This is a genomic window from Mycobacterium sp. E1747 (assembly GCF_001667775.1).
Lineage (GTDB): Bacteria > Actinomycetota > Actinomycetes > Mycobacteriales > Mycobacteriaceae > Mycobacterium.
Window position 1 is genome coordinate 40,187 of sequence record NZ_LZJI01000025.1, and the last position, 19,535, is coordinate 59,721.

General features: G+C 64.8%; 14 protein-coding genes. 5 read left to right on the forward strand and 9 right to left on the reverse strand.

What is annotated here, in order from left to right:
* Positions 1-109: 109 nt before the first annotated feature.
* Genes A5695_RS01970 through A5695_RS01985 form a run of 4 tightly spaced genes read left to right on the forward strand, consistent with a single transcriptional unit; the run spans position 110 to position 5,814 of the window.
* Positions 110-1,570, forward strand: coding sequence for an aldehyde dehydrogenase family protein (locus A5695_RS01970; RefSeq protein WP_068077508.1), 1,461 nt, complete (start codon positions 110-112; stop codon positions 1,568-1,570).
* Positions 1,567-2,697: an NAD(P)-dependent alcohol dehydrogenase gene (locus A5695_RS01975; RefSeq protein ID WP_068077510.1), complete on the forward strand. Its 1,131-nt coding sequence runs from the start codon at positions 1,567-1,569 to the stop codon at positions 2,695-2,697. Before A5695_RS01970 ends, A5695_RS01975 begins: the two co-directional genes overlap by 4 nt.
* Positions 2,690-4,270: a class I adenylate-forming enzyme family protein gene (locus A5695_RS01980; RefSeq protein ID WP_068077512.1), complete on the forward strand. Its 1,581-nt coding sequence runs from the start codon at positions 2,690-2,692 to the stop codon at positions 4,268-4,270. Before A5695_RS01975 ends, A5695_RS01980 begins: the two co-directional genes overlap by 8 nt.
* Entirely contained in the window at positions 4,267-5,814 is a 1,548-nt protein-coding gene (locus A5695_RS01985) for a hypothetical protein (protein WP_068077514.1), read from the forward strand. Before A5695_RS01980 ends, A5695_RS01985 begins: the two co-directional genes overlap by 4 nt.
* Positions 5,815-6,100: 286 nt before the next feature.
* On the opposite strand, the gene A5695_RS01990 is transcribed toward A5695_RS01985, so the two are convergent.
* Together A5695_RS01990 and car are read right to left on the reverse strand one after the other, a co-directional pair.
* The gene (locus tag A5695_RS01990) at positions 6,101-6,937 is read right to left on the reverse strand and encodes an SDR family oxidoreductase (protein ID WP_068077516.1); all 837 of its coding nucleotides are present in this window, start codon (positions 6,935-6,937) and stop codon (positions 6,101-6,103) included.
* Positions 6,938-7,013: 76 nt separating this feature from the next.
* Positions 7,014-10,586, reverse strand: a complete 3,573-nt coding sequence (car, locus tag A5695_RS01995) for a carboxylic acid reductase (RefSeq protein ID WP_068077518.1) — start codon at positions 10,584-10,586, stop codon at positions 7,014-7,016.
* Positions 10,587-11,056: 470 nt separating this feature from the next.
* Here car and A5695_RS28215 point away from each other — a divergent pair, with 470 nt between their 5' ends.
* A complete protein-coding gene (locus A5695_RS28215) occupies positions 11,057-11,650 on the forward strand; it encodes a peptide chain release factor 2 (protein ID WP_156749412.1) in 594 nt (197 codons plus the stop codon).
* 131 nt (positions 11,651-11,781) lie between these two features.
* Here A5695_RS28215 and A5695_RS02000 read toward each other — a convergent pair whose 3' ends face one another.
* The 7 genes from A5695_RS02000 to A5695_RS02030 form a co-directional block, all read right to left on the reverse strand.
* Positions 11,782-12,498 carry an SDR family NAD(P)-dependent oxidoreductase gene (locus A5695_RS02000; RefSeq protein ID WP_068077520.1) on the reverse strand — a complete coding sequence of 239 codons (717 nt, stop codon included), beginning with the start codon at positions 12,496-12,498 and terminating at the stop codon, positions 11,782-11,784.
* A gap of 23 nt (positions 12,499-12,521) precedes the next feature.
* Positions 12,522-13,544, reverse strand: coding sequence for a nitronate monooxygenase (locus tag A5695_RS02005; RefSeq protein WP_255398566.1), 1,023 nt, complete (start codon positions 13,542-13,544; stop codon positions 12,522-12,524).
* Positions 13,541-15,040 carry a GMC family oxidoreductase gene (locus A5695_RS02010; RefSeq protein ID WP_197515329.1) on the reverse strand — a complete coding sequence of 500 codons (1,500 nt, stop codon included), beginning with the start codon at positions 15,038-15,040 and terminating at the stop codon, positions 13,541-13,543. The genes A5695_RS02005 and A5695_RS02010 overlap by 4 nt, the downstream gene beginning before the upstream one ends.
* A 67-nt stretch (positions 15,041-15,107) precedes the next feature.
* The gene (locus A5695_RS02015) at positions 15,108-16,763 is read right to left on the reverse strand and encodes a GMC family oxidoreductase (protein ID WP_082945797.1); all 1,656 of its coding nucleotides are present in this window, start codon (positions 16,761-16,763) and stop codon (positions 15,108-15,110) included.
* Positions 16,764-16,981: 218 nt separating this feature from the next.
* Positions 16,982-17,704 carry a helix-turn-helix domain-containing protein gene (locus tag A5695_RS02020; RefSeq protein WP_082945798.1) on the reverse strand — a complete coding sequence of 241 codons (723 nt, stop codon included), beginning with the start codon at positions 17,702-17,704 and terminating at the stop codon, positions 16,982-16,984.
* Between the two features lie 83 nt (positions 17,705-17,787).
* Positions 17,788-18,327: a GNAT family N-acetyltransferase gene (locus A5695_RS02025; RefSeq protein ID WP_068077526.1), complete on the reverse strand. Its 540-nt coding sequence runs from the start codon at positions 18,325-18,327 to the stop codon at positions 17,788-17,790.
* Between the two features lies 1 nt (position 18,328).
* Complete coding sequence (locus A5695_RS02030) at positions 18,329-19,534, reverse strand: serine hydrolase (RefSeq protein ID WP_068077528.1); 1,206 nt, start codon at positions 19,532-19,534, stop codon at positions 18,329-18,331.
* Position 19,535 lies beyond the last annotated feature (1 nt).

The following is a 19,535-nucleotide window of genomic DNA, read 5'->3' on the forward strand; positions in this document are numbered from 1 at the left end:
GCGCCGGTCGCGTCCGCAATCGGAGTAGCACGCGCACCCACCCGTCCACTCACAACGAAAGCACCTATCCCCACAGCTGTTTCGGACTCAAGGAGGAGTTGCACAGAAAATGGACGCCAGAACCAATCCGACCGCGCGCGTGGAGGAGGACTTTAGGCTGACGATCGGGGGCCGGTCAGTCGACACAGCCGATTCGGCACCCGTTCATAACCCGGCGACGCGTTCGGTGATCGCTCGCGTTCCCGTCGCCGCCCGCCTGGACCTTGATCGTGCCGTCGCCACGGCGCGAGACGCCTTCCCCGCGTGGTCCGCTCTGGGTTACTCGGAACGACAAGCGGCGGTTGCCGGCATGGGTGATCGGCTCGAGGCGCATGCCGAAGCGTTCATGAAACTGCTGACCGCAGAACAGGGTAAGCCACGAGCAATGGCTGAATGGGAAGTCTTCGGGTCCATCATGTGGTTGCGGGAAGTCGCCAAACAATCTCTTCCAGAAGAGGTTATCGAAGACAGCCCACGCCGCCGAGTGATCAGCCGACACACACCATTGGGAGTGGTCGCCGCAATCGTGCCGTGGAACTTCCCGATTCTGCTGGCAGTGTGGAAGATAGCGCCCGCCTTGGTGTCCGGTAATACGGTCATCGTCAAGCCGTCGCCGTTCACGCCGCTGTGCGATCTCAAGTTTGTCGAACTCGTGCAAGACCTCGTGCCGCCGGGTGTCCTCAATGCGCTCAGCGGAAAAGACGAGCTGGGCCAATGGATGACCAGCCACCCGGCGATCGACAAGATCGCATTTACCGGCAGCACCGAAACCGGAAAACACGTGATGCGTTCAGCAGCAGGCACACTCAAGCGGATTACCCTGGAGCTTGGCGGTAACGACCCCGCGATCGTGCTCGATGACGTCGATCCGGTCATCGTTGCCCCCAAGATCTTTTGGGCGGCGTTTCAGAACAATGGGCAGTTCTGCAACGCCGCCAAGCGGATCTATATCCACGACCGTGTCTATGACGATGTGCGCGACGCCCTGGTCTCCTTCGCCAAGACAGTCGTGGTGGGCGACGGCGCTGATCCCCGCACTCAGCTCGGGCCGATCCAAAACGAAGCGCAATACAACAAGGTGCGGGATTACTTCGCCGATTGCCGGTCCCACGGCTATACATTCGCTCTGGGCGGCACCGTCGATCCCTCCGCTAAGGGATGGTTCATACCAGTCACGTTGGTAGACAACCCACCCGAGGATTCGCGGCTGGTCACCGAAGAACCTTTCGGTCCCATCGTCCCTCTGCTGCGCTGGACCGACGAGGAAGATGTGATCGCGCGGGCAAACGACACGCCCTTTGGGCTGGGCGCCTCGGTTTGGGGGACTGATCTCAGTCGTGTCGAAAGGATCGGCCGGCGACTGGAAGCCGGAACTGTGTGGATGAACGAAGTCCACCAGTATTCGCCTCATCAAGTCTTCAGTGGGCACAAAGAGTCTGGCATCGGTGCTGAAAACTCGGTCTACGGACTCGCCGAGTACACCAATCATCAGACCATCACCCTCGACAGATCCGAAAGCCTAAGCAGATGAGAACCACTGCTGCAGTTCTACGTTCTCCGCGATCACCATTGACCCACGAAGAGTTGACCATTGGTCAGCCACGTGAGAACGAGGTGGTGGTTCGGATGTCTTGCGCTGGCATATGTCATACCGACCTCGGGGTCATCGCCTCTGCCTCGGCAGAACAGACGCCGATAGTGCTGGGCCACGAAGGTGCTGGTGTCGTCGAACACGTCGGCAGCCACGTCACCACCCTGGCCGTCGGCGACCACGTCGTCTTGTCGTACAACTCCTGCGGTGCTTGCGACAACTGCCTCTCGCAATTGCCGATGCACTGCAGGAGTTTTGTCGAGCTGAATTTCACCGGGACTCGCCGCGACGGATCGACCCCCCTGACCGGCAACGATGGCCCTGTCCGCGGCGCCTTCTTCGGCCAGTCATCATGGGCCACTCGGGCCGTCGCCAGCGAGCGCAGCTGCGTGCGGGTCGACAAGGACCTGCCGCTGCAGGTCCTGGGACCACTGGGGTGTGGCATCCAGACCGGGGCAGGCGCCGTCCTCAATACACTGCAGCCCAGACCCGGATCGTCAATCGCGATCTTCGGTGCCGGTTCGGTTGGCCTATCAGCGTTGTTGGCGGCCGTTGTCGCGCAATGCTCACCGATCATCGCCGTCGACATCAGCGACGCGTCGCTAGCCAGGGCAAAGCAGCTAGGGGCAACGCACACAATCAACTCGTCGCACGGAGGCGTGGCAGCCCGGATCCGCGCTCTCACTGGGGGAGTAGGGGCCTGCTACACCGTCGATTGCATCGGCTATCCCGATGTCGTCCGCACTGCGGTGGAATCGCTCCAAGCGCCGGGCGTATGCGCCACTCTGGGATACCAGGGTGCGCCTAACGACATCACCCTCGATCAAGGCCAACTACTTTTCGGCCGCAGCCTGGTAGGAGTTATCGAGGGCGATGCTGTGGCGGCCGAGTTCATCCCCGAACTGCTCGCCCTGTATCGGGCCGGGCGCTTCCCGTTCGACCACCTCGTCCAGACGTTCGCGTTCGCCGACATCAACGACGCTATTGGCGCAGTGCACCGGGGTGAGGTCAGCAAGGCGGTCGTCGTCTTCGAGCCGGTTCGGCATTCGAACTGTACACATGCGTAGTTCCCGATTTCGGCCGCCGCTGCGGCCCGCCGACCTACTGCCGTGTGCGGCCGATCGTGACGCGGACTCGGTCGCCCTAGTCACCGCGACCGCCGTTCTGACCTATGGCGAGCTCGAACGGCTCTCGCGTCGGTTGGCCGCCGCATTGCAGCGCCGCGGGATCGGGCCGGGCGACGTCGTTTCGCTGATCGGCCAGAATGGTTGGGAATGGATCGTCGCCTACCACGGTGCGCTGCGCTGCGGGGCCATCGTCAATCCGATCAACGTGATGCTGAGCGCACCAGAACTGGCGCACGTGCTCAACGACTGCGGCTCGCGAGCATTGATTGCCAGCGCCGAACAGACCGAGGTTGCCGCTGCGGCATTGGCTTTGGCACCTGGCGTCGCCTTGCACGCCGAATACGGCGGTGACGGAACTGGCGCGGCGATTCCGATGGAGGTCCTGCTGGAAGATGGCACCGGATCGCCGTTGACCCGCGTGGGCAGCGCCGAAGATGGCCTGTGCGCCATCGTTTACACGTCCGGCACCACCGGTCATCCCAAGGGGGCGATGCAGTCCCACCGAGCTGTCCTGCTCAACTGGGCGCTCACGGCCACAATGCATGCCCGCACGGCCGCCGACACCCTTGTCACGGCGCTGCCGGCCGCTCATGTGTACGGCAACGTGGCGATCAACAGCATCTTCCTGGTCGGGGGCGAAGTTGTGCTGATGCGGCGTTTCGAAGCCCGGAAGGCCCTGAACCTAATCGCAGCGAGGCGGGCAACGATGTTCGAGGGCGTTCCCGCGATGTACGCGATGATGCTCGCCGACAACGCACTCGGTGGCGCGGACCTGAATTCGCTTCGTGTGGCTACCGTCGGCGGCCAGACGCTGTCGGCCGACATGGTCGAAGCGTGGCGACGAGTAACCGGCGTCCCGATGATCCAACTGTGGGGTATGACCGAAATTGCCGGTCTAGGCGCGACTCACAGCCCATGGTGTCCGGCGGATCCCAATTCCGTAGGAGTGGCGTTGCCCGGCGTCGACGTGCGTATCGCCGCCCTGGACGGCTCCCGGAACGAATTGCCGGCGGGCGAACGCGGCGAACTGCAAATACGAGGACCGATCGTGATGCTCGGCTACGTCGGGCAGCCCGAGGCATCTCGCGCGGCCCTCGACGGCGATGGTTGGTTGCGTACTGGCGACATCGCCTATCAAGACGGCGCCGGCCGCCTCCACGTGGTGGACCGTGCCAAGGACATGATCATCACCGGGGGATACAACGTCTATCCCGCCGAAATCGAACGTGTGCTTGCCACCCACCCCCAGGTGTCGCAGGTGGCCGTGGTCGGCCGCCCGGATCCTGTCCGAGGGGAGATCGCCGTGGCTTACGTGGTCGCAAAGCCAGGATCAATGCCGACGGCCGAGTCCATCATCGACTTTTGTCGCGGCAGCCTGGCCGCGTACAAGCGTCCCCGCGAGGTGATGTTCCTCGCGGGCTTACCGATGACATCTTCGGGAAAGATCTCCCGACGCAACCTCAAGGAGCTTGCAACAGCTCGTGATCGCGATTCCGCAAAGGACAAGCCATGACGCACCGGTTACTGACCGCCGAGCAGGTCGGTCACCTTCGCCACTTTGACAATCTGTCGCGCCAGCAGGTCAACGACTGGTCTTTGATGCAAGGCAAAGGGGTCGGCCAAGAAGACTTTGGCGGATATCGATTCCAACTTGCCTACATGACCTATGCGCTCGCCCTTACTCATCTGCACCGACTACCCGCTGCGCCGGGGTTGTTTCAGCCGATCATCAAGCGCCTCATCGACAAGATCTTGCAGCCCGAGGTCTGGCTCTACTGGCGTGATGTCAGTCGCGGTGGGGCCGTGTTCAACGCCCACATCACCGACCGGCTCGAGGAGGAGTGGAACCCCGTCGTGCGCGACAACATCATGTACAGCGCTTACGTGCAGAGCATGTCGCTGCTGCACGACTATTTGTTCAACAGGAGCGACTACGCTGCGCCAGGCTCGCTCACCTTTCGTCACTGGTCATATTTCTGGGGCGGCGAAGAAAAGCGATTCGAATACGATCGTCAATCGCTGTCCGATCACATCTACTGGCAGATGGTGCAAAACGGCTACCTTGGCGTAGCGTGCGAACCCAATTGCATCTTCCAAATCTGTAATCAACCGGCAATACTGGGCTTTCGGCTCAGTGATCTACTCACGGGCACCCATCGTGCTGATGAAGTGATCAACGGATATCTTCAGGCGTGGAGCGACTTTGGGCTGCTCGACGATGACGGACACTACAACGTATTCGTCATGCGCGATCAAGGCACCGTCGTCCGCAATGAGCATGGCTGGCCGTGGACTGACGCCTGGCTGGGCACGTTGCTCAACATGTGGCACCGCGATTTCGTTCATCAGCATTACGCGGACCAGATTGCAGACTGGCTCAAGTGCGGGCCCGGCCGCACGTTGTACGTGCCGTCCGCAGAGCCTCGTGAAGTGATGGGCCAAGCCGTGGTCGCCGATTCGACCGACTTCGGTTGGGTCTCGGCTTGGGCGTCAGAGATGGGTGATCACGCCACGCTGGATGGCTTACTCGACTATGCCGACACTTTCCTTTCGCCGACCTGGCGCGACGGAGGACTCTATTACCCGCGAAACGACGAACTGGTCGACAATGAAGGCAACAGAGTGGAACTTGAACCGATGACCGGGAATGTGCTGCTCGGCTATGCGAGGCTGAACGTCGAAGACGGGCTATGGAAGTTGTTCAACCAGCCCTGGAGTCAAGGGCATTTCACGGAGCCGGCGCTGACCGCGGTGGCTCGTGATGTCGATGTCCTGCAAGCCGAAGTCATCGACGGAACACTCGTCACCCGGCTGCACCGGCGCAGCGACCTGTCAGGCGGCGACGGGTGTGTGACGATCGACCGGGTGCTCCACCGCGGCGCATGGTTGCTGCGCATCGACGGATCAACGCTGGCACGCATCGATGCTGATGGTCACGTGCATGCCGAGGACCACATCATATACGCGGATAACGGGAGCCTGACGCTGCGTACACCGCGGGTACCGACAACCTTTGTTGTACAACCGCTTACCGAGCAATCGACCCGCTGCCCATAGCGCGTGCAGCCGGGTGATCCGCGGACAGCAACTATTCAGATCGAAATAGCTATCTAGTCAAGCGATTTCACTCAGAACCATCCAGGGCGATGCGTGTCGAAGCTGCAATGCGTGTCAAGAAATGAGAGCCCACCCGATGAAAAAATCTCCGGCCGCGAAATTGCGGGCCGCGGTCGCGCCGCACGATGCGGCCCGCGACCTCCCCGCGGCGGGCTACCGGGCTGTGCGGGGCGGTGGTAGCCAACCGTGCTCCATGCGCGAATCAATGCAGTCGCCAGGACGGCTTTCACGCAATCCCCACAGTTGCGGCGAGATCGCGTTGTGCCTCGACCGCCGCCAAACGCTCGGTAAGCGCCTGTCGGATCGCGCCGTACGCATCGCTGCCCAGGACCAGGCGCAACGGGGGTGGGTCCACATCGACACTGTCAATCATGGCATTCGCCATCTTCACCGGATCACCGGTCGGTGGCGGAAGGGCGGGATCTTTGATGCCGCGAGTCAGCGTGGCGGGACTGATGTCGTAGGCCGGCAATTGGTTGGCGCCCAATCGGGAAGAGCTGGTTCGGAATTCGGTGCGGGCCCCGCCTGGCTCGACGATGGTGATACCCACCCCGAACGGGGCCACGTCCTTGGCGGTCGACTCCATGAAGCCCTCAATGCCCCACTTGCTCGCGTGATACAAAGACGCGCCCGGGTTGGAGGCTTGCCCGCCGTAGCTCGACAGCTGCAGGATGCGACCCCCACCCTGGGCGCGCAGATGCGGTAGCGCCGCCTTGACCACTTGGATGGAGCCGACGAGGTTGGTGTTGAGCTGGTGGGCGATCTGCTCATCGGTCAGCTCCTCTACAGCCCCGAACAGCCCGTATCCGGCGTTGTTGATGACCACGTCGATGCGCCCCAAGTCGCTGAATGCGCGATTGACGACATCGCGGACGGCGACGGAATCGGTGACCTCGAGGTGAGCCACCCAGAACCGATCACCGTAGCGGTCCTGCAGGTCGCGCACCGAACCTGCCCGACGGACGGTGCCGGCGACCCGTTCGCCCCGCGCGAGCAGCAATTCGCTGAGGTGCCGACCGAACCCACTGTTCACACCGGTGATAAACCAGCTGCGTTGACCCATAGCGCAACGTCCCCTCATGCCTTATCGACTAACGCGGTCGCCTAGCAGTCAAGCCGCTCTGTCGACTCGTCCGCGGCTAGAAGCCCCTAGCGTGCAGGTCCAACAGGCCGAGTTGGCGGAGGTCGTTGGCGTATTTGTCGATCAGCTCCACCGTGATATGCGGGATGTCATGGTCCGTCCCGACTTTGGCTGCACGTACCGCGGCTTGGAACGCATCGGTGGGTGCGGCTGCGCCCCGGATGGGTTTTTCCGGAGCGCGGAATGCGTGCAATAAGGGTAGAACGGAGTGGTTACGTTGCCGCTCAGGCAAACCGGTCAGCGCGATCTGGAATCGGCGCAGCCACTCGTCGTAGTCATCGATGCGTTGAATGCGGTGGCCCCCCCGAATCAGCCAGTCCACGAACACGTCCAGGGAGACCCCGTCGTCGTGCGGGTTCAGCATGTCGAAGGATCGGTGGCCGCAGGGGACCGAAGCGCCGATCGTGGTGATGGCCTCGGCCACGAAGTCGACCGGGAGGCCGTCATAGTGTGCTCGCGCGCGGTCACCGGTGCCGGGGTCTTCGTAGAACGAGTGCGGTGCAATGCCTGTCGCCAGCAGGCTGAAGATCAGTCTGGTGAACATGTCGGGCCCGTTGAGCTGTCCGCGGTAGCGGGTGTGCGCCAGGATCATGTCGGACCGGAACACCGTCACCGGCACGCCGCACCGGTCGTGGGCCTCCCGGAGCAACACCTCGCCGGCCCACTTGCTGTTGGCGTAGCCGTTGGCGTAGTCGTCGTTGAGCGGCCGTGACGAGCTGGTCCGCCGGATATCGCCGTCTTCCTCGAACTGGCCGGGCGGCACGGTCATCGCCACCGCGGCGGTGGAGAGGTAGGTGAGCGGCTTGATCTGGGTGGTCATGGCTAGCCGGATAAGCTCGGCGGTCCCAACAACGTTGGGTCCGAACAGCTGCTCGTAGGGCAGCACGTGGTTGACCAGCGCGGCCGGGTGCACGATCAGATCGACGCTCTCGGCCAGTCGCTTCCAGGCCGCAGCGTCCAGCCCCAGATCACGCTCCGCGATGTCACCCGCTAATACCTCCAGGTGTTTGCCGGCCAAGGTGTGGAATCTGTTCAGTAGATCGCGATCGCCGCTATCGAATGCCTTGTCCAATCGCGCCCTGGCTTCCTGAGGGTCACGCGCGCGCACGATGGCGATCAGCTTGCCGCCCCGCCCGGCCAGTCGCTCCAGCCACTCCAGCGCCAGGAACCGTCCCAGCCAACCGCTGGCACCGGTCAGCAAGACGGTGCCGGGCTCACCGGTGGCGCGCGGCAATGCCGATGCGTTCGACAACGTCTCGCCATCGATGAACTTGTCCAGCGACAACTCGTCGGCCGAGACGGAGGTCGCGCCTCGACCATGGACGGTGGCAAAGGTCGGACGCGGCGCGGCGGCGACGCGCTGCGCCTGAACGTAGTTCGCGAGCTCTTCAAGGGTGTTAGCCGGACTGAGGATCACCCCGACCGGCACGTGTACCCCGAAGATCTCCTCGAGCAGATTCGAGAACGTCAACCCGGACAACGAATCCCCGCCCAAGTCGGTGAAACGGGCTCCGGAAATGGGGTCCGCGGCCGCGGTGCCGAGCAGCGCGCGAGCGGCTCGGGCGAGCGTTTCCACGACGGGACGATCCGCCGCGGTCTGACGCAGTTCTCGCATCTCGTCGGCTACTGCACCGGCGATGTCGGCATACATCTGCTCGAGCCGCTGGCCGTAACGCTCCTTGAGCCGCGGTCGCAGCTGCTTACCCAACGCGGAGAGCAACTCGTTCTCGACCGTGAACGGTTCTGTCTCGATCAGGAAGTCAACGGGCACCTCATAGGACTGCAGCCCTGCCGCCGCCGCGGCCCGCTGCAACGACTCACGCAACGCAGCTTTCAGCGCCGGACCGTTGCCGTATTCGGCCAGCGCTGGCGGGGCGGGCACAATCACGGCCAACAGGCTTGACCGTTCACTGTTGCCGTACACGAAGATCTGTCGCACCAGCGGTGTCCCGGCATACACGGCTTCGAGGTTGGTCACGGCGACGAACTCGCCCTGAGCCAGCTTGAGCACATTGTTACGGCGATCGACGTAAGTCAGGCGATCCGGCTCGATCTCGGCCATCACGTCACCGGTCCGGTAGAAGCCGTCCTCGTCGAAGACCTGAGCGGTCAGCTGCGGGCGCTTGTAGTAACCCGGCGTCATCGTGGCGGTCTTGACCAGCAATTCCCCACGCGGGTAAGGCAGATCGGTGAGGAAGTAACCGAGCTCGGGGACGTCGATCAGCTTGTAGTCGAGTACCCGCTTGCGGCTGACCACGCCATCTCTGCTGATGACCCCCGTCTCCGTCAGGCCGTACCCGTCGATAATGTGCACGCCCAGCGTCGCGTCCAGGAACGCCTTCATCTCCGCGGTAAGCGGTGCGGCACCGACGAATCCGCCCAGCACCCGCCCGCCGAGCACCTTGTCGCGCAACTCGCTCGCCGCCGCCTGCTCAGCGGATGTGGAGTCGGCTCCCTGAGCGATCCGGCGCTCCGCGAGGCCGCGGCAATGTTGGAACAGCATCTCGACCACCCGCGGAACGACACCAATTTCGGTGGGCCGCACCAGCGCCCAGTCATCGAACAGCGTCGAGAGATCGGATTTGGGAACAAAGTAGCTCGTACCGCCGGCGATGAACGCCGACGCCAGCGGCAGCCGCCCACCCAGATGATTCAGCGGCATGAAGTTCACGTTGATCACCGGCATGCCCGGTGTTAAGAAAAACCCGGAGGTCCACACATCGGCGACCATCCGCTCGGTGTAGATTGCGCCCTTGGGCATGCCGGTGCTGCCCGAGGTGTACATGATCATCGCCAACCGCTGGTCGCTGGAACCGGTGAATGCCGGTCCGGCGGGCAGCCGGCCGCCGCGCGCGACGACTTCGTCTACGGTCGTCACGACAACCTGGGCGCGTGCCTCCTGCAGGCGAGCGCTGGCTCGGGCGAGGTTCTGCCGCTGGTCGTCAACCTCGGGCTGATAGTCGAACACCATCAGCTGCCGCACCGACGAAAACCCCGTCACTGCCTCAACGGCCAGGTCGAGGTACTGCACGCTCACTGTCACGATCCTCGGTTCGCACTCCTCGATGATCGATCGCAGTGTCGACACCGCGGCACTGTGCTGCAACGGCACCGTCACCAAACCCAGGTACGCACAGACCATGTCGACGACCAAATAATCGGCGCTGGAGAACCCGACGGTTGCCACCACATCGCCGGCGGCCACCGCACCCGCGGGATCGTGGCGCCAGGCGCTGGCGATCGCACGCACCCGGTCCCAGACCTCGCGATAAGTGATGGTCTCAAACGCATTCTGCAGCTGCACCGACGTTCGGCCGGCGGCGTCGGTCACCAGCTCCCGGACCCGCTGTCCGAGCGCCGGGCGACCGGCGTAGCCCTCGACAATCGTCTCGAAAATCTCGGTCAGCCGCATACCGGGCATGCAGGCCGCCTCAATCACCTCAACACGGGGATCAGCTGAACGGATCTGTGGATCAACGTCATACAATTCGGCCAACCTGCGAGCAAGCCGCTCGTCTTGGTTGCCGCCATCGTGCAGCCGTTGCGTGTCGTGCAGTGAACCACTTGTCATGATTCGCCCTTCCGCCCGTACCCGTTCTTCGAACCAGCATGGAGCCGTAGCTCGTCAATGCCACCACCGTGCACTCACGATGGACAGGCTTGACGCTAGAAGCACTGCCAGCCAACGGCGACCCACTGTCCATTGACCGGACAGTTTCCCAAGAACGCAGGCGCCCAGAGCCGTTCGCACCAACGCGAGTGGCACGCTGAGGCACGTGGGGCATCGACGCGACGCCTGCGGATCTGTCCACTGATCGGACAACGTGTGGTTCCTGCGGATGTCGGACGCCTACTCTTGACCACGAACCACCGATGAATGCTTCAAAATCATCACTCCCGCAACAGATTAGCCAGCCGAGGCAGGTGGTTGCAGGGCCGCCGCCAACATCGTCGCCGCCGAGGGCCGGTATGTCCCGCACGGGTTGAACCAGATTGCTTCAACCCAAAGTCTGCATTCACAGAGGAATAGTGGAGATAGTCATGAAATTATGGCCCGACTTTGCTGCGGTGGTGCCGGAGCATGAAGGCGAGAAAACGCTTGCTGCATCGTTGTGGTGGGCTACTCGGCGTTACAACTGCGCGCCGGCGCCCAACGGCCTGGCGCTCGTACAGGATTTTCTCAACACGCGCCCGAGCGCTGTACATGGACCGGATCTGCTTCGCGACGGGACCCACGCGCAGGCCTGGGCCAACACCGCTGTGTGGGGCTGGTCGCACCTGCGGGGCGCGGAATGTCGCGCTCCCGAACTGACCGATGCTGACGCGGGACGGCTCAGGCAACTGCGGGACACGCTGGATAGCTGGTTCGGACCAAGATTGCCGACTGAGGCCCGCTTGCCCAAATCAGACGCGAGTGTGAACCTTGCGTGGCGCGAGGGAGAGGTGTCGTGGACGCCCTCAGGTGACGGTTGGCGGTGGTTTCATTCGGCGATCATGGGCGAAGTTTTTATCAGCCAGCGTACCGGAGTATGGGTCCGCTTCAAGCAGTGCCGCAACCTGGAGTGCCGAGCGACCTTCTTCGACCGGACATGGGACATGCGCGAAATCTGGCATGACGCTCGAACCGGAACCTAGTCCGCCTGTCGGCGATCCGGGGTGCGCTGACGACTTTCAGGGTGCGGCCACGGCGGCGACGCGCCAGCGTGTTCCGCCCTGGACGCACGCCGAAGAATTCGCGACCTGGATGATGCCCCTGCGAACGATCCCTAGCGTCCCGCGCTCTGGCCGCCGTCGATGTGGAGAACCTCGCCGGTGACGAACGGCGCAGTCTCCAGATATTGGACGCCCCGGACGATGTCGGCGATCGTGCCGACCCGACCCTGTGGATGCATGTGGGCGAAGACACCGGTGACGTCAAGTCCCCCGTGCATCGGGGTGTCGATCACGCCCGGGGAGATCGCGTTAGCGCGGACGCCGCTTCGGGCGTACTCGATGGCCAGCGCTTTGGTTACTGCGTCCAAGCCACCCTTGGAGAGGGCGGTCAGAGCCGCCGGAATACGGGCATCGGGCCGCTCCACCAGGGTGGTCGTCACGTTGATGACGTGGCCGCCCGGCCCCTGAAAGAGCATCTGCGCGATCACCCGTTGGCACAAGTGAAAGAAGCCGGCGACATTCGTGCCCATGACACGGCCGAAGTCCTCGAGCGTGTACTCGGTGAACGACTTGGCCAAGAAGACTCCGGCGTTGTTGACGAGGGTGTCGATTCGCCCGAAGCGGGCAACGGTTTCATTGACGATCCGTTCGGCTGTCGAGGGATCCGCAACATCACCGGAAACCGTGAGCAAATCGGGCCGCGCAGACGCACCGATGTTGCGGGAGTTCGCGGTCACGGAGTAGCCCATCGCGCAGTAGGTTTCGACCAAAGCCGCACCGATTCCGCTGGAAGCGCCGGTGATGACTGCGACCTTCTTGAGCTGAGGCATCTATGTCCGTCTCCTGTCGTTCGTCATGGCATCAGATCGGCCAGAATGGCGTTGGCTGAGCCGGATTTCGCTTCGTCGAAGGCGGTGCCGGCCCACAGGCTCGTCCCGTGCGGATCCGCGATCGTCACGGCGGCGGCCTGGATCGGCAAGGTCAGGTGCGCGACCTCTGGGAACCCGAATACCGCGTGGTGGTCGTGATCCTTGATGAAACGGTTGTTGAGCGATCGGGCGTAGCGCCCGGTAAACGCCCGTGTGAGGACCGTTTCGGTGAATTGCGGATCACGCAGTGCCGCACGGTGCACGGGGTTGGTCCCGGCTTCATCGGCCAGCAGCAGCGCCGTTCCGAACTGGGCCGCGGTGGCGCCAAGCTCAAGGATTCGGGCGACGTCGGTGGCTCTCGCCAGCCCACCCGCGGCCACGACGTGGCAATCGACCGCGGCCGACACTTCGCGCAGAAGGCGATCTAGGGGCAGGGAACTCGGGATGCTGCGCGCGTCGAATGTCGCCCGGTGGCCGCCGGCGTTCGGCCCCTGCGCCACCACGGCGTCGACACCGCAAGCAACGGCCAGCGACGCCTCGTCAACGCTGGTAACCGTGCCGAGCACCAAGATGCCGGCTTGGCGGAGCCTGCGGCACACGTCAGGGCCCGGTAGACCGAACGTGAACGACACCGCCTCCGGCCGCAGGTCACATAGCAGGTCCAACTTCGCCTGCCAACCGAAATCGTCGTGGCGCGGGACGCCGAGATGCGTGGCATAGCGTCCGACCTCCGGCGACAGTCGGCGGGCGTATGCGGCCACCCGGTCGCGATCGCAACAGGCCTGTTGCGGCACAAAGACATTGATGCCCAGGGCACCGGACGTCCGGCGCCGCGCCGCGGTGAACGCCTGCTCCAGAGCAGTCGCCGAAACCATGCCGCCGGCCAGGAATCCGAGGCCGCCGCTGTTGGAGACCGCAGCGGCCAGCGCCGGTGTCGAAGGACCGCCTGCCATCGGCGCCGAGACGGCGGGAATCCGCAGATCGGTCAGAGCGAAACGATTTGTCACGGGTGTGTCCCTTCGGCGCCCAGCACGATCGCCGCGGCGCGTTCGGCGATGGCCAGAACGGTTGCGTTGGTGTTGGCCGGAACGATGGCCGGCATGACCGATGCGTCCGCGATGCGCAACCCCTCCATGCCGCGGACGCGCAGCGCGCTGTCTACCACGGCGAGATCGTCGCTGCCCATGCGGCAGGTGCCGACGGGATGGAAATACGTGGTCGCGCAGCGGCGGACAAAGTCGCGGAGAGCGCAGTTGTCGGAAACCCTTGCGCCCGGGCTTACTTCTGCATCACGCCACGGGTCGAGCGCCGCATTGTCACCGATCTCGCGGGCCAGGCGAAGCGCTGCCACCATGCGGCCGGTGTCGCGTTCGTCGGTCAGGAAGCCGGGATCGATCAGCGGTGGTGAGGCCGGATCTCCAGACCTGATCCGTACCGTACCTCGGCTTGCCGGCGACATGAGCGCGAACATGATGGAGTAGCCGGTGACGGCTGACGACGCCCAACGCGGTCCCCAAGGGCCAGGATTGAGGATGAGCTGAATGTCGGGATCGGAATCCGCTGCGCTCCGGCACAGCGCGTAGGGCAGCGGACCTGGCGGTCCCACTACCGGCTTCTTGAGCCGATAGACGACGCCGGCGATGATGTGGTCGTGCAGGTTCAGTCCGACCCCGGGCAAGTGGTGGGCGGTGGGAATTCCCGCATCGCGCAGGACGCCCTCGTCGCCTACCCCGGACCTCATGAGCAGCACAGGCGATCCGATCGCGCCCGCGGCGATCAGCACTTCGCGATCGGCCCGCAGAACCCGGACCCCCGCGTCTGTCACGTATTCCGCACCAGTGCAGCGTGTTCCGTCCATGAGGAGGCGCGTGACGAACGCGCGTGTGATTACCGTTAGGTTCGGACGGCCCGAGTTTGGCCGCAAGTACGCGTCGGCGGCGCTCTGGCGCCGGCCCTCGACTACGTTCATGTCCGCCCACGAAACGGCGCCGACGCGTGCGCGGGCCTGGTCATCGCTCGCCGTATAGCCGGCCTCGGTCGCGGCTTCCGCCCACGCTTGGGCTAATGGACTTGGTGGGTAGGGCGGTTCGATGGTCATCGGGCCGGTCATGCCGCGGATCCAGGGGTCGCGCCCTTCGGCGCGTTCACAGCGGCGCAGATACGGCAGCAGGGAACGGTGATTCCAGCCGTGCGCGCCGAGCGTCTGCCATGCGTCATAGCCGGCGGGGTGGCCCCGCAGGTGAAGCATTGCGTTGATACTGCTCGAACCGCCGAGCACTCGTCCAAGCGGATACGGGTGTGCGGCACCGTAAGTGCCAGGCTGGGGTTCGGTCGAATAACCCCAATCGACGTCAGATCCCCATAACGTGAACGCCGCGGTGGGGTCCGACATGCGTGCGGGGCCCTCGCCGGGGCCCGCCTCCAGCAGCGCGACCCGTGTTCCGCAATCCTCCGACAAGCGGGCGGCGAGCACACAGCCCGCCGTGCCGCCGCCGACGATCACATAGTCGAAGCGGTCCATCTCTACTCCAGGTGCGAAGTGCTTGCGGGTCGGCAGTCTGGTCCGGCGGCTAGACCCGATGCTCGGATCTCAGCAATTGAGCGGCACGTTCGCCGATGATCACGCACGGCGCCATGGTGTTCCCCGTCGTGATGCGAGGCATGACGGAGGCGTCGGCGATGCGCAGGCCCTCAACGCCGTGCACCTTCAGTTCGCCGTCGACCACCGACATCGGATCGCGCCCCATCTTCGCGGTGCCGCATTGATGCCAGAAGGTCCGGGTTGCGTTGCGCACGAACGCTTCCAGCTGATCGCCGTGCAGGTCGCCCGGCATGATCTCGCGCTTGACATAAGGCCTCAATTCCGCGGAGTTGCCGATCTCGCGGGACAGCGCGATGCAGGCCAGTGCCGCGTCGACGTCGGCGCGTTCGGCCAGCGCGTTGGTGTGGATGCGCGGCGGGGACAGGGGATCGGCGCCCGACAGCCGGACCTGCCCGCGGCTGTGGGGGTGCGCGATCGCGGAGAACAACGTCCACCCGGATTCCGGAAGTCCGTATTGCGCGATGTTCTCCGGGGTGGACAGCGGCGCCTCTGCCTGCCAGATGAAAATGTCCGGGCCGTCGCTCGAGGGAGTGATCCGCTCGAACACCACCACTTCCGAGCCGTTATTGCGCAGGGGCAGTGCGCCATCGGGGTATTCCCAGACGCAATCGAACGCGGTGTGATCCTGAAGATTCTTCCCGACTCCGGGCAAATGATGCTCGACGTCGACGCCGAATTCGCGGAGTTCATCACGGTCGCCCAGACCCGACAACATGAGAACCTTCGGCGTGTTGATCGCGCCCAGCGAGAGCACGACCTCCGCGGCCGCCAAGATTCGGTGGCTCTGCCCGCGGTAGATGATCTCTACGCCGCGTGTCTGGCGTCCGTCGACGATGACGCGGGTCACCATCGCACCGGGCAGCACGGTCAGGTTCGGGCGATCCATCAGCGGGTAGGTGTACGTCCGGAACGCTGACAGCCGCTGGCCGCCGCTGAGCCGCAAATCGCCCAGCGCCACACCGCGACCGGACTCCATCATCCGGCCGTTCGCGTTCTCGTAGTGTGGTACACCAATAGCCTTGGCTCCGTGCAGCATTGCCAGAGCGACTGGATGAGGATCGGGTGCCGGTTGAACGAATACCTCACCGCCGGTGCCCCGAAAAGCGGGATCGGGATCGCCGTGCCAGTCTTCGATCCGGCGATAGATGTCCAGAATCGACTGGTAGCTCCATCCCGGGTCACCGGACTCGGCCGCGAATAGATCCCAGTCTCGGGCGTGTCCGCGCGACCACACCATCGCGTTGATGCTGGACCCTCCGCCGAGCACCTTGCCCATTGACATCTGCAGGCGTCGGCCATCGAGGGCCGGTTCGGGCTCGCTGGTATAGCACCAGTCTCTGTCGGTGCCGATGTTCGTCGGCCAGGCGGTGGGGTCCACGACTGGCGGCACGCTGTCCGCCCCGCCGGCTTCCACGAGAAGTACCTGAACAGCCGGGTTTTCGGCCAATCTGCGAGCAACCACCGAACCCGATGAACCCGAGCCGCACACCACGAAGTCGTAGACGCCGCGCAACGCGGCGCGCAGCTTGCGCTGGTTGGCCTGCACCTTGCGATCGAATTCGCGATCGGTATAGCGAGCGACACTTTCGGCGTCTGTCTTCGGGACACTGAAACGTGTTGTCATCAAACGACTCCGTTCGTCGCGGCGACGCCGCGTCATACCACTGCACTCGGTGGGCCGGTCGGTCCTTGAGTACCTTGCGAATCCGAAGCTAGGCATGCCGAAGACCTCCGTCACGCGTCTGTCCGCTCAGCGGACAGCGACCGCCCAACAGGCCAAGGTTTGCCTAAACGCGGCTGGTCCGACGCCCGACACGGCGCGAAACAGACTCCCGCCGTTGGCTATCCGGTAACAGCTGATAGCTGTTCGGCGACGCGGTCGGCGGCTCGGCGGATGAGGGTCGCGAACCGGCTGGAAGGCCGGTCGACCGGTGTCGAGATCTGCAGTGCGGCCTCGGTACGTCCGCCGACCCGAATGGCCGACGCATAGCACGTCAATCCCGAATGCACCCGCGCGTCGTCGTGGGCCCACCCGTCGACCGGGTTGACGCGTTCGGGCGCGGGGCTGGGGTCAAAGACCAGGGCGGCCGCGGATGTGCTCGGCATCGCGATGCCGGAGTAGATCGGCGTGGGCAGAGCCAGTCGGCCCGGCACCACTTCGAGCGCTGTGCTGCCCTGTGCGGTGGGGACGACGAGCGAGATCGTTGCGCCGGTACGGTTGCGCAGCGCGTGCATTATCTGCAGGCCCTTCGCGCGCAGCGCGGCGTGTGGGTCCCCGCGGCGCGCGATGTCCGACAGTAAGGGGGCGGGCACGTAGTGTCCGTCGGGCAGGCGTTCGACCGCGCCGACGGCCTCAAGCTGGGACAGCAGGCGGTAGACGGTCGATCGCGGAATCCCGGTGATGCGTGCCAGGTCGCTGTGTTGGTGGCCGCGGCCGGTCTGCGGCAACGCCTGCAGAAGTCGGAAGGCGCCGTCCAGGACCCCGCGGCCAGCGCTCCAAGCTTCCCGGGGCTGTGCATCTGGCTCGCCGCCGCGCCGCGACGACGATCGCTCGCAATCCGTCACTTCACCTCACTAGGGGCCGGTCACTTTGAGTGAACGCCACCAAGCCCCCGAATAGTTCAACTTGCGCCGCGCCGCACAACCGATCAGCGCAAGATCCTCGCGTAGAGCAGGCTATCCTGCGGCTCGAACCCCAGGTTGGGGTAGACGGCGTGGCGGGCAAGTCGCCCCTCCAACACGAAACCGGCGCGCTCCAGCAACCGGGCCGAGCGCTCGTTGTCGACGTTGCACGTGGCCCACACCCGATACACGGCCCGGTCGCTGTCGAGCGCGGTCAGCAGCATATCGAGCACCTCGCCCATCAGGCCCTTGCCCCACCAGCGGCGGCCCAGGCAGTAACCGATCTCGACCGAGTGCGGCACCGGGCGCCGGCAGCTGGTCAGCCCGACCACCTCGCCGCTGTGCCGCAATTCGATCGCCCACGTCCGTTCGTCGGGGGTGGCGTTGAGCTTCTCGGTGATCACCCGGCGCGTCGCCGCTACGTCGGAATGCGGCGCCCACATCAGGTACTTGGTCACCTCGGGATCGCGGGCGACCCGCTGGTACAGCGCGCCGGCGTCGTCGAGCACGGGGCGGCGCAGGACGAGGCGGGGTCCGGTGATGCGGTCGGGCGGGTAATTGACCACGTCACAGGCCGAGCGCTTGATAGGTCCGGCGGACGAATTTCGGTTGCGCCGACTGCAGTTTCGCCAGCGACGTGTTGCCGGCGATGGCCGCCGCCACGTCCGCGGACATGTCTGGCAGGTTCTGCACCAGGTACAGCAGCACCAGATCGGCCGTCGGGTCGGCCTGCCACCAGGTCCCATAGGCGCCCGGCCAGCTGAACGTTCCGAGCCCACCCGGACCGAACAGCGGTCCGCTCCTGGCGGGGTCGGTCACCACCGACAGGTTCAGGCCGAAGCCGCGGCCGACCCAGTAGGGCGCCCCGAGGAAGTCGTGGCGCTTCTGTTCGTCGGTGAGCCGGTCGGTCCGCATCAGCCGGGCCGACCCGGGGGAGAGCACCCGCACGCCGTCGATCGTCCCGTCGCCGAGCAGCATCCGCACGAACCGCAGGTAGTCGTCGGCGGTCGACCACAACCCGCCACCGGCATTGCAGAAGGAGGGCGGCTTGATGTGCGGCGGCCCCATCGCGTCATGGTGCAGCTGGCCTTGCCCGTCGAGCCGGTACATGGTCGCCGCGCGGCGCCGCCCGTCGGGGGACACGAAGAATCCGGTGTCGGGCATGCCGACCGGGCCCAGGACCCGCTCGTCGAGCACCTGGTTGAACGGCTTGCCCTCGATGCGCGACGCGATGACGCCCACCAGGTCGATGGAGTGGCTGTAGGTGAGCCGGTCGCCGGGCTGATGCACCAGCGGCAGCTTGGCCAGCTCGGTGAGCCAGGCGTCCGGGCCTTGGTTGAACGGCAGCCGCACGTAGGCCTTGGCGATCGGTCCGGACACCGAGAAGCCGTAGGCCAGGCCGCTGGTGTGGGTGAGCAGGTCCTCGATCAGGATGGCCCGCTGGGCGGGGTGGGTTTGGTCGAGCGGGCCGTGTGGGTCGTCGAGGACCCGGACGTCGGCCAGCTCCGGCACCCAGCGCACGACCGGGTCCTTCAGCGTCAGCTTGCCCTCGTCGACCAGGCTCATCACCGCCGCGACGGTGACCGGCTTGGTCATCGACGCGATCCGGAACAGCGTGTCGCGTTGCATCGGCAGGCCGGCTTCCACGTCGCGGTAACCGATTTCGTTGACCTGCAGGACTTCTCCCCGCCGCCAGACCATCGTCAGCGCGCCGGCGAGCAGGCCCGCGTCGCACACTTCACGAACGGAGGCCGCATTGACGTCGAGATTCACC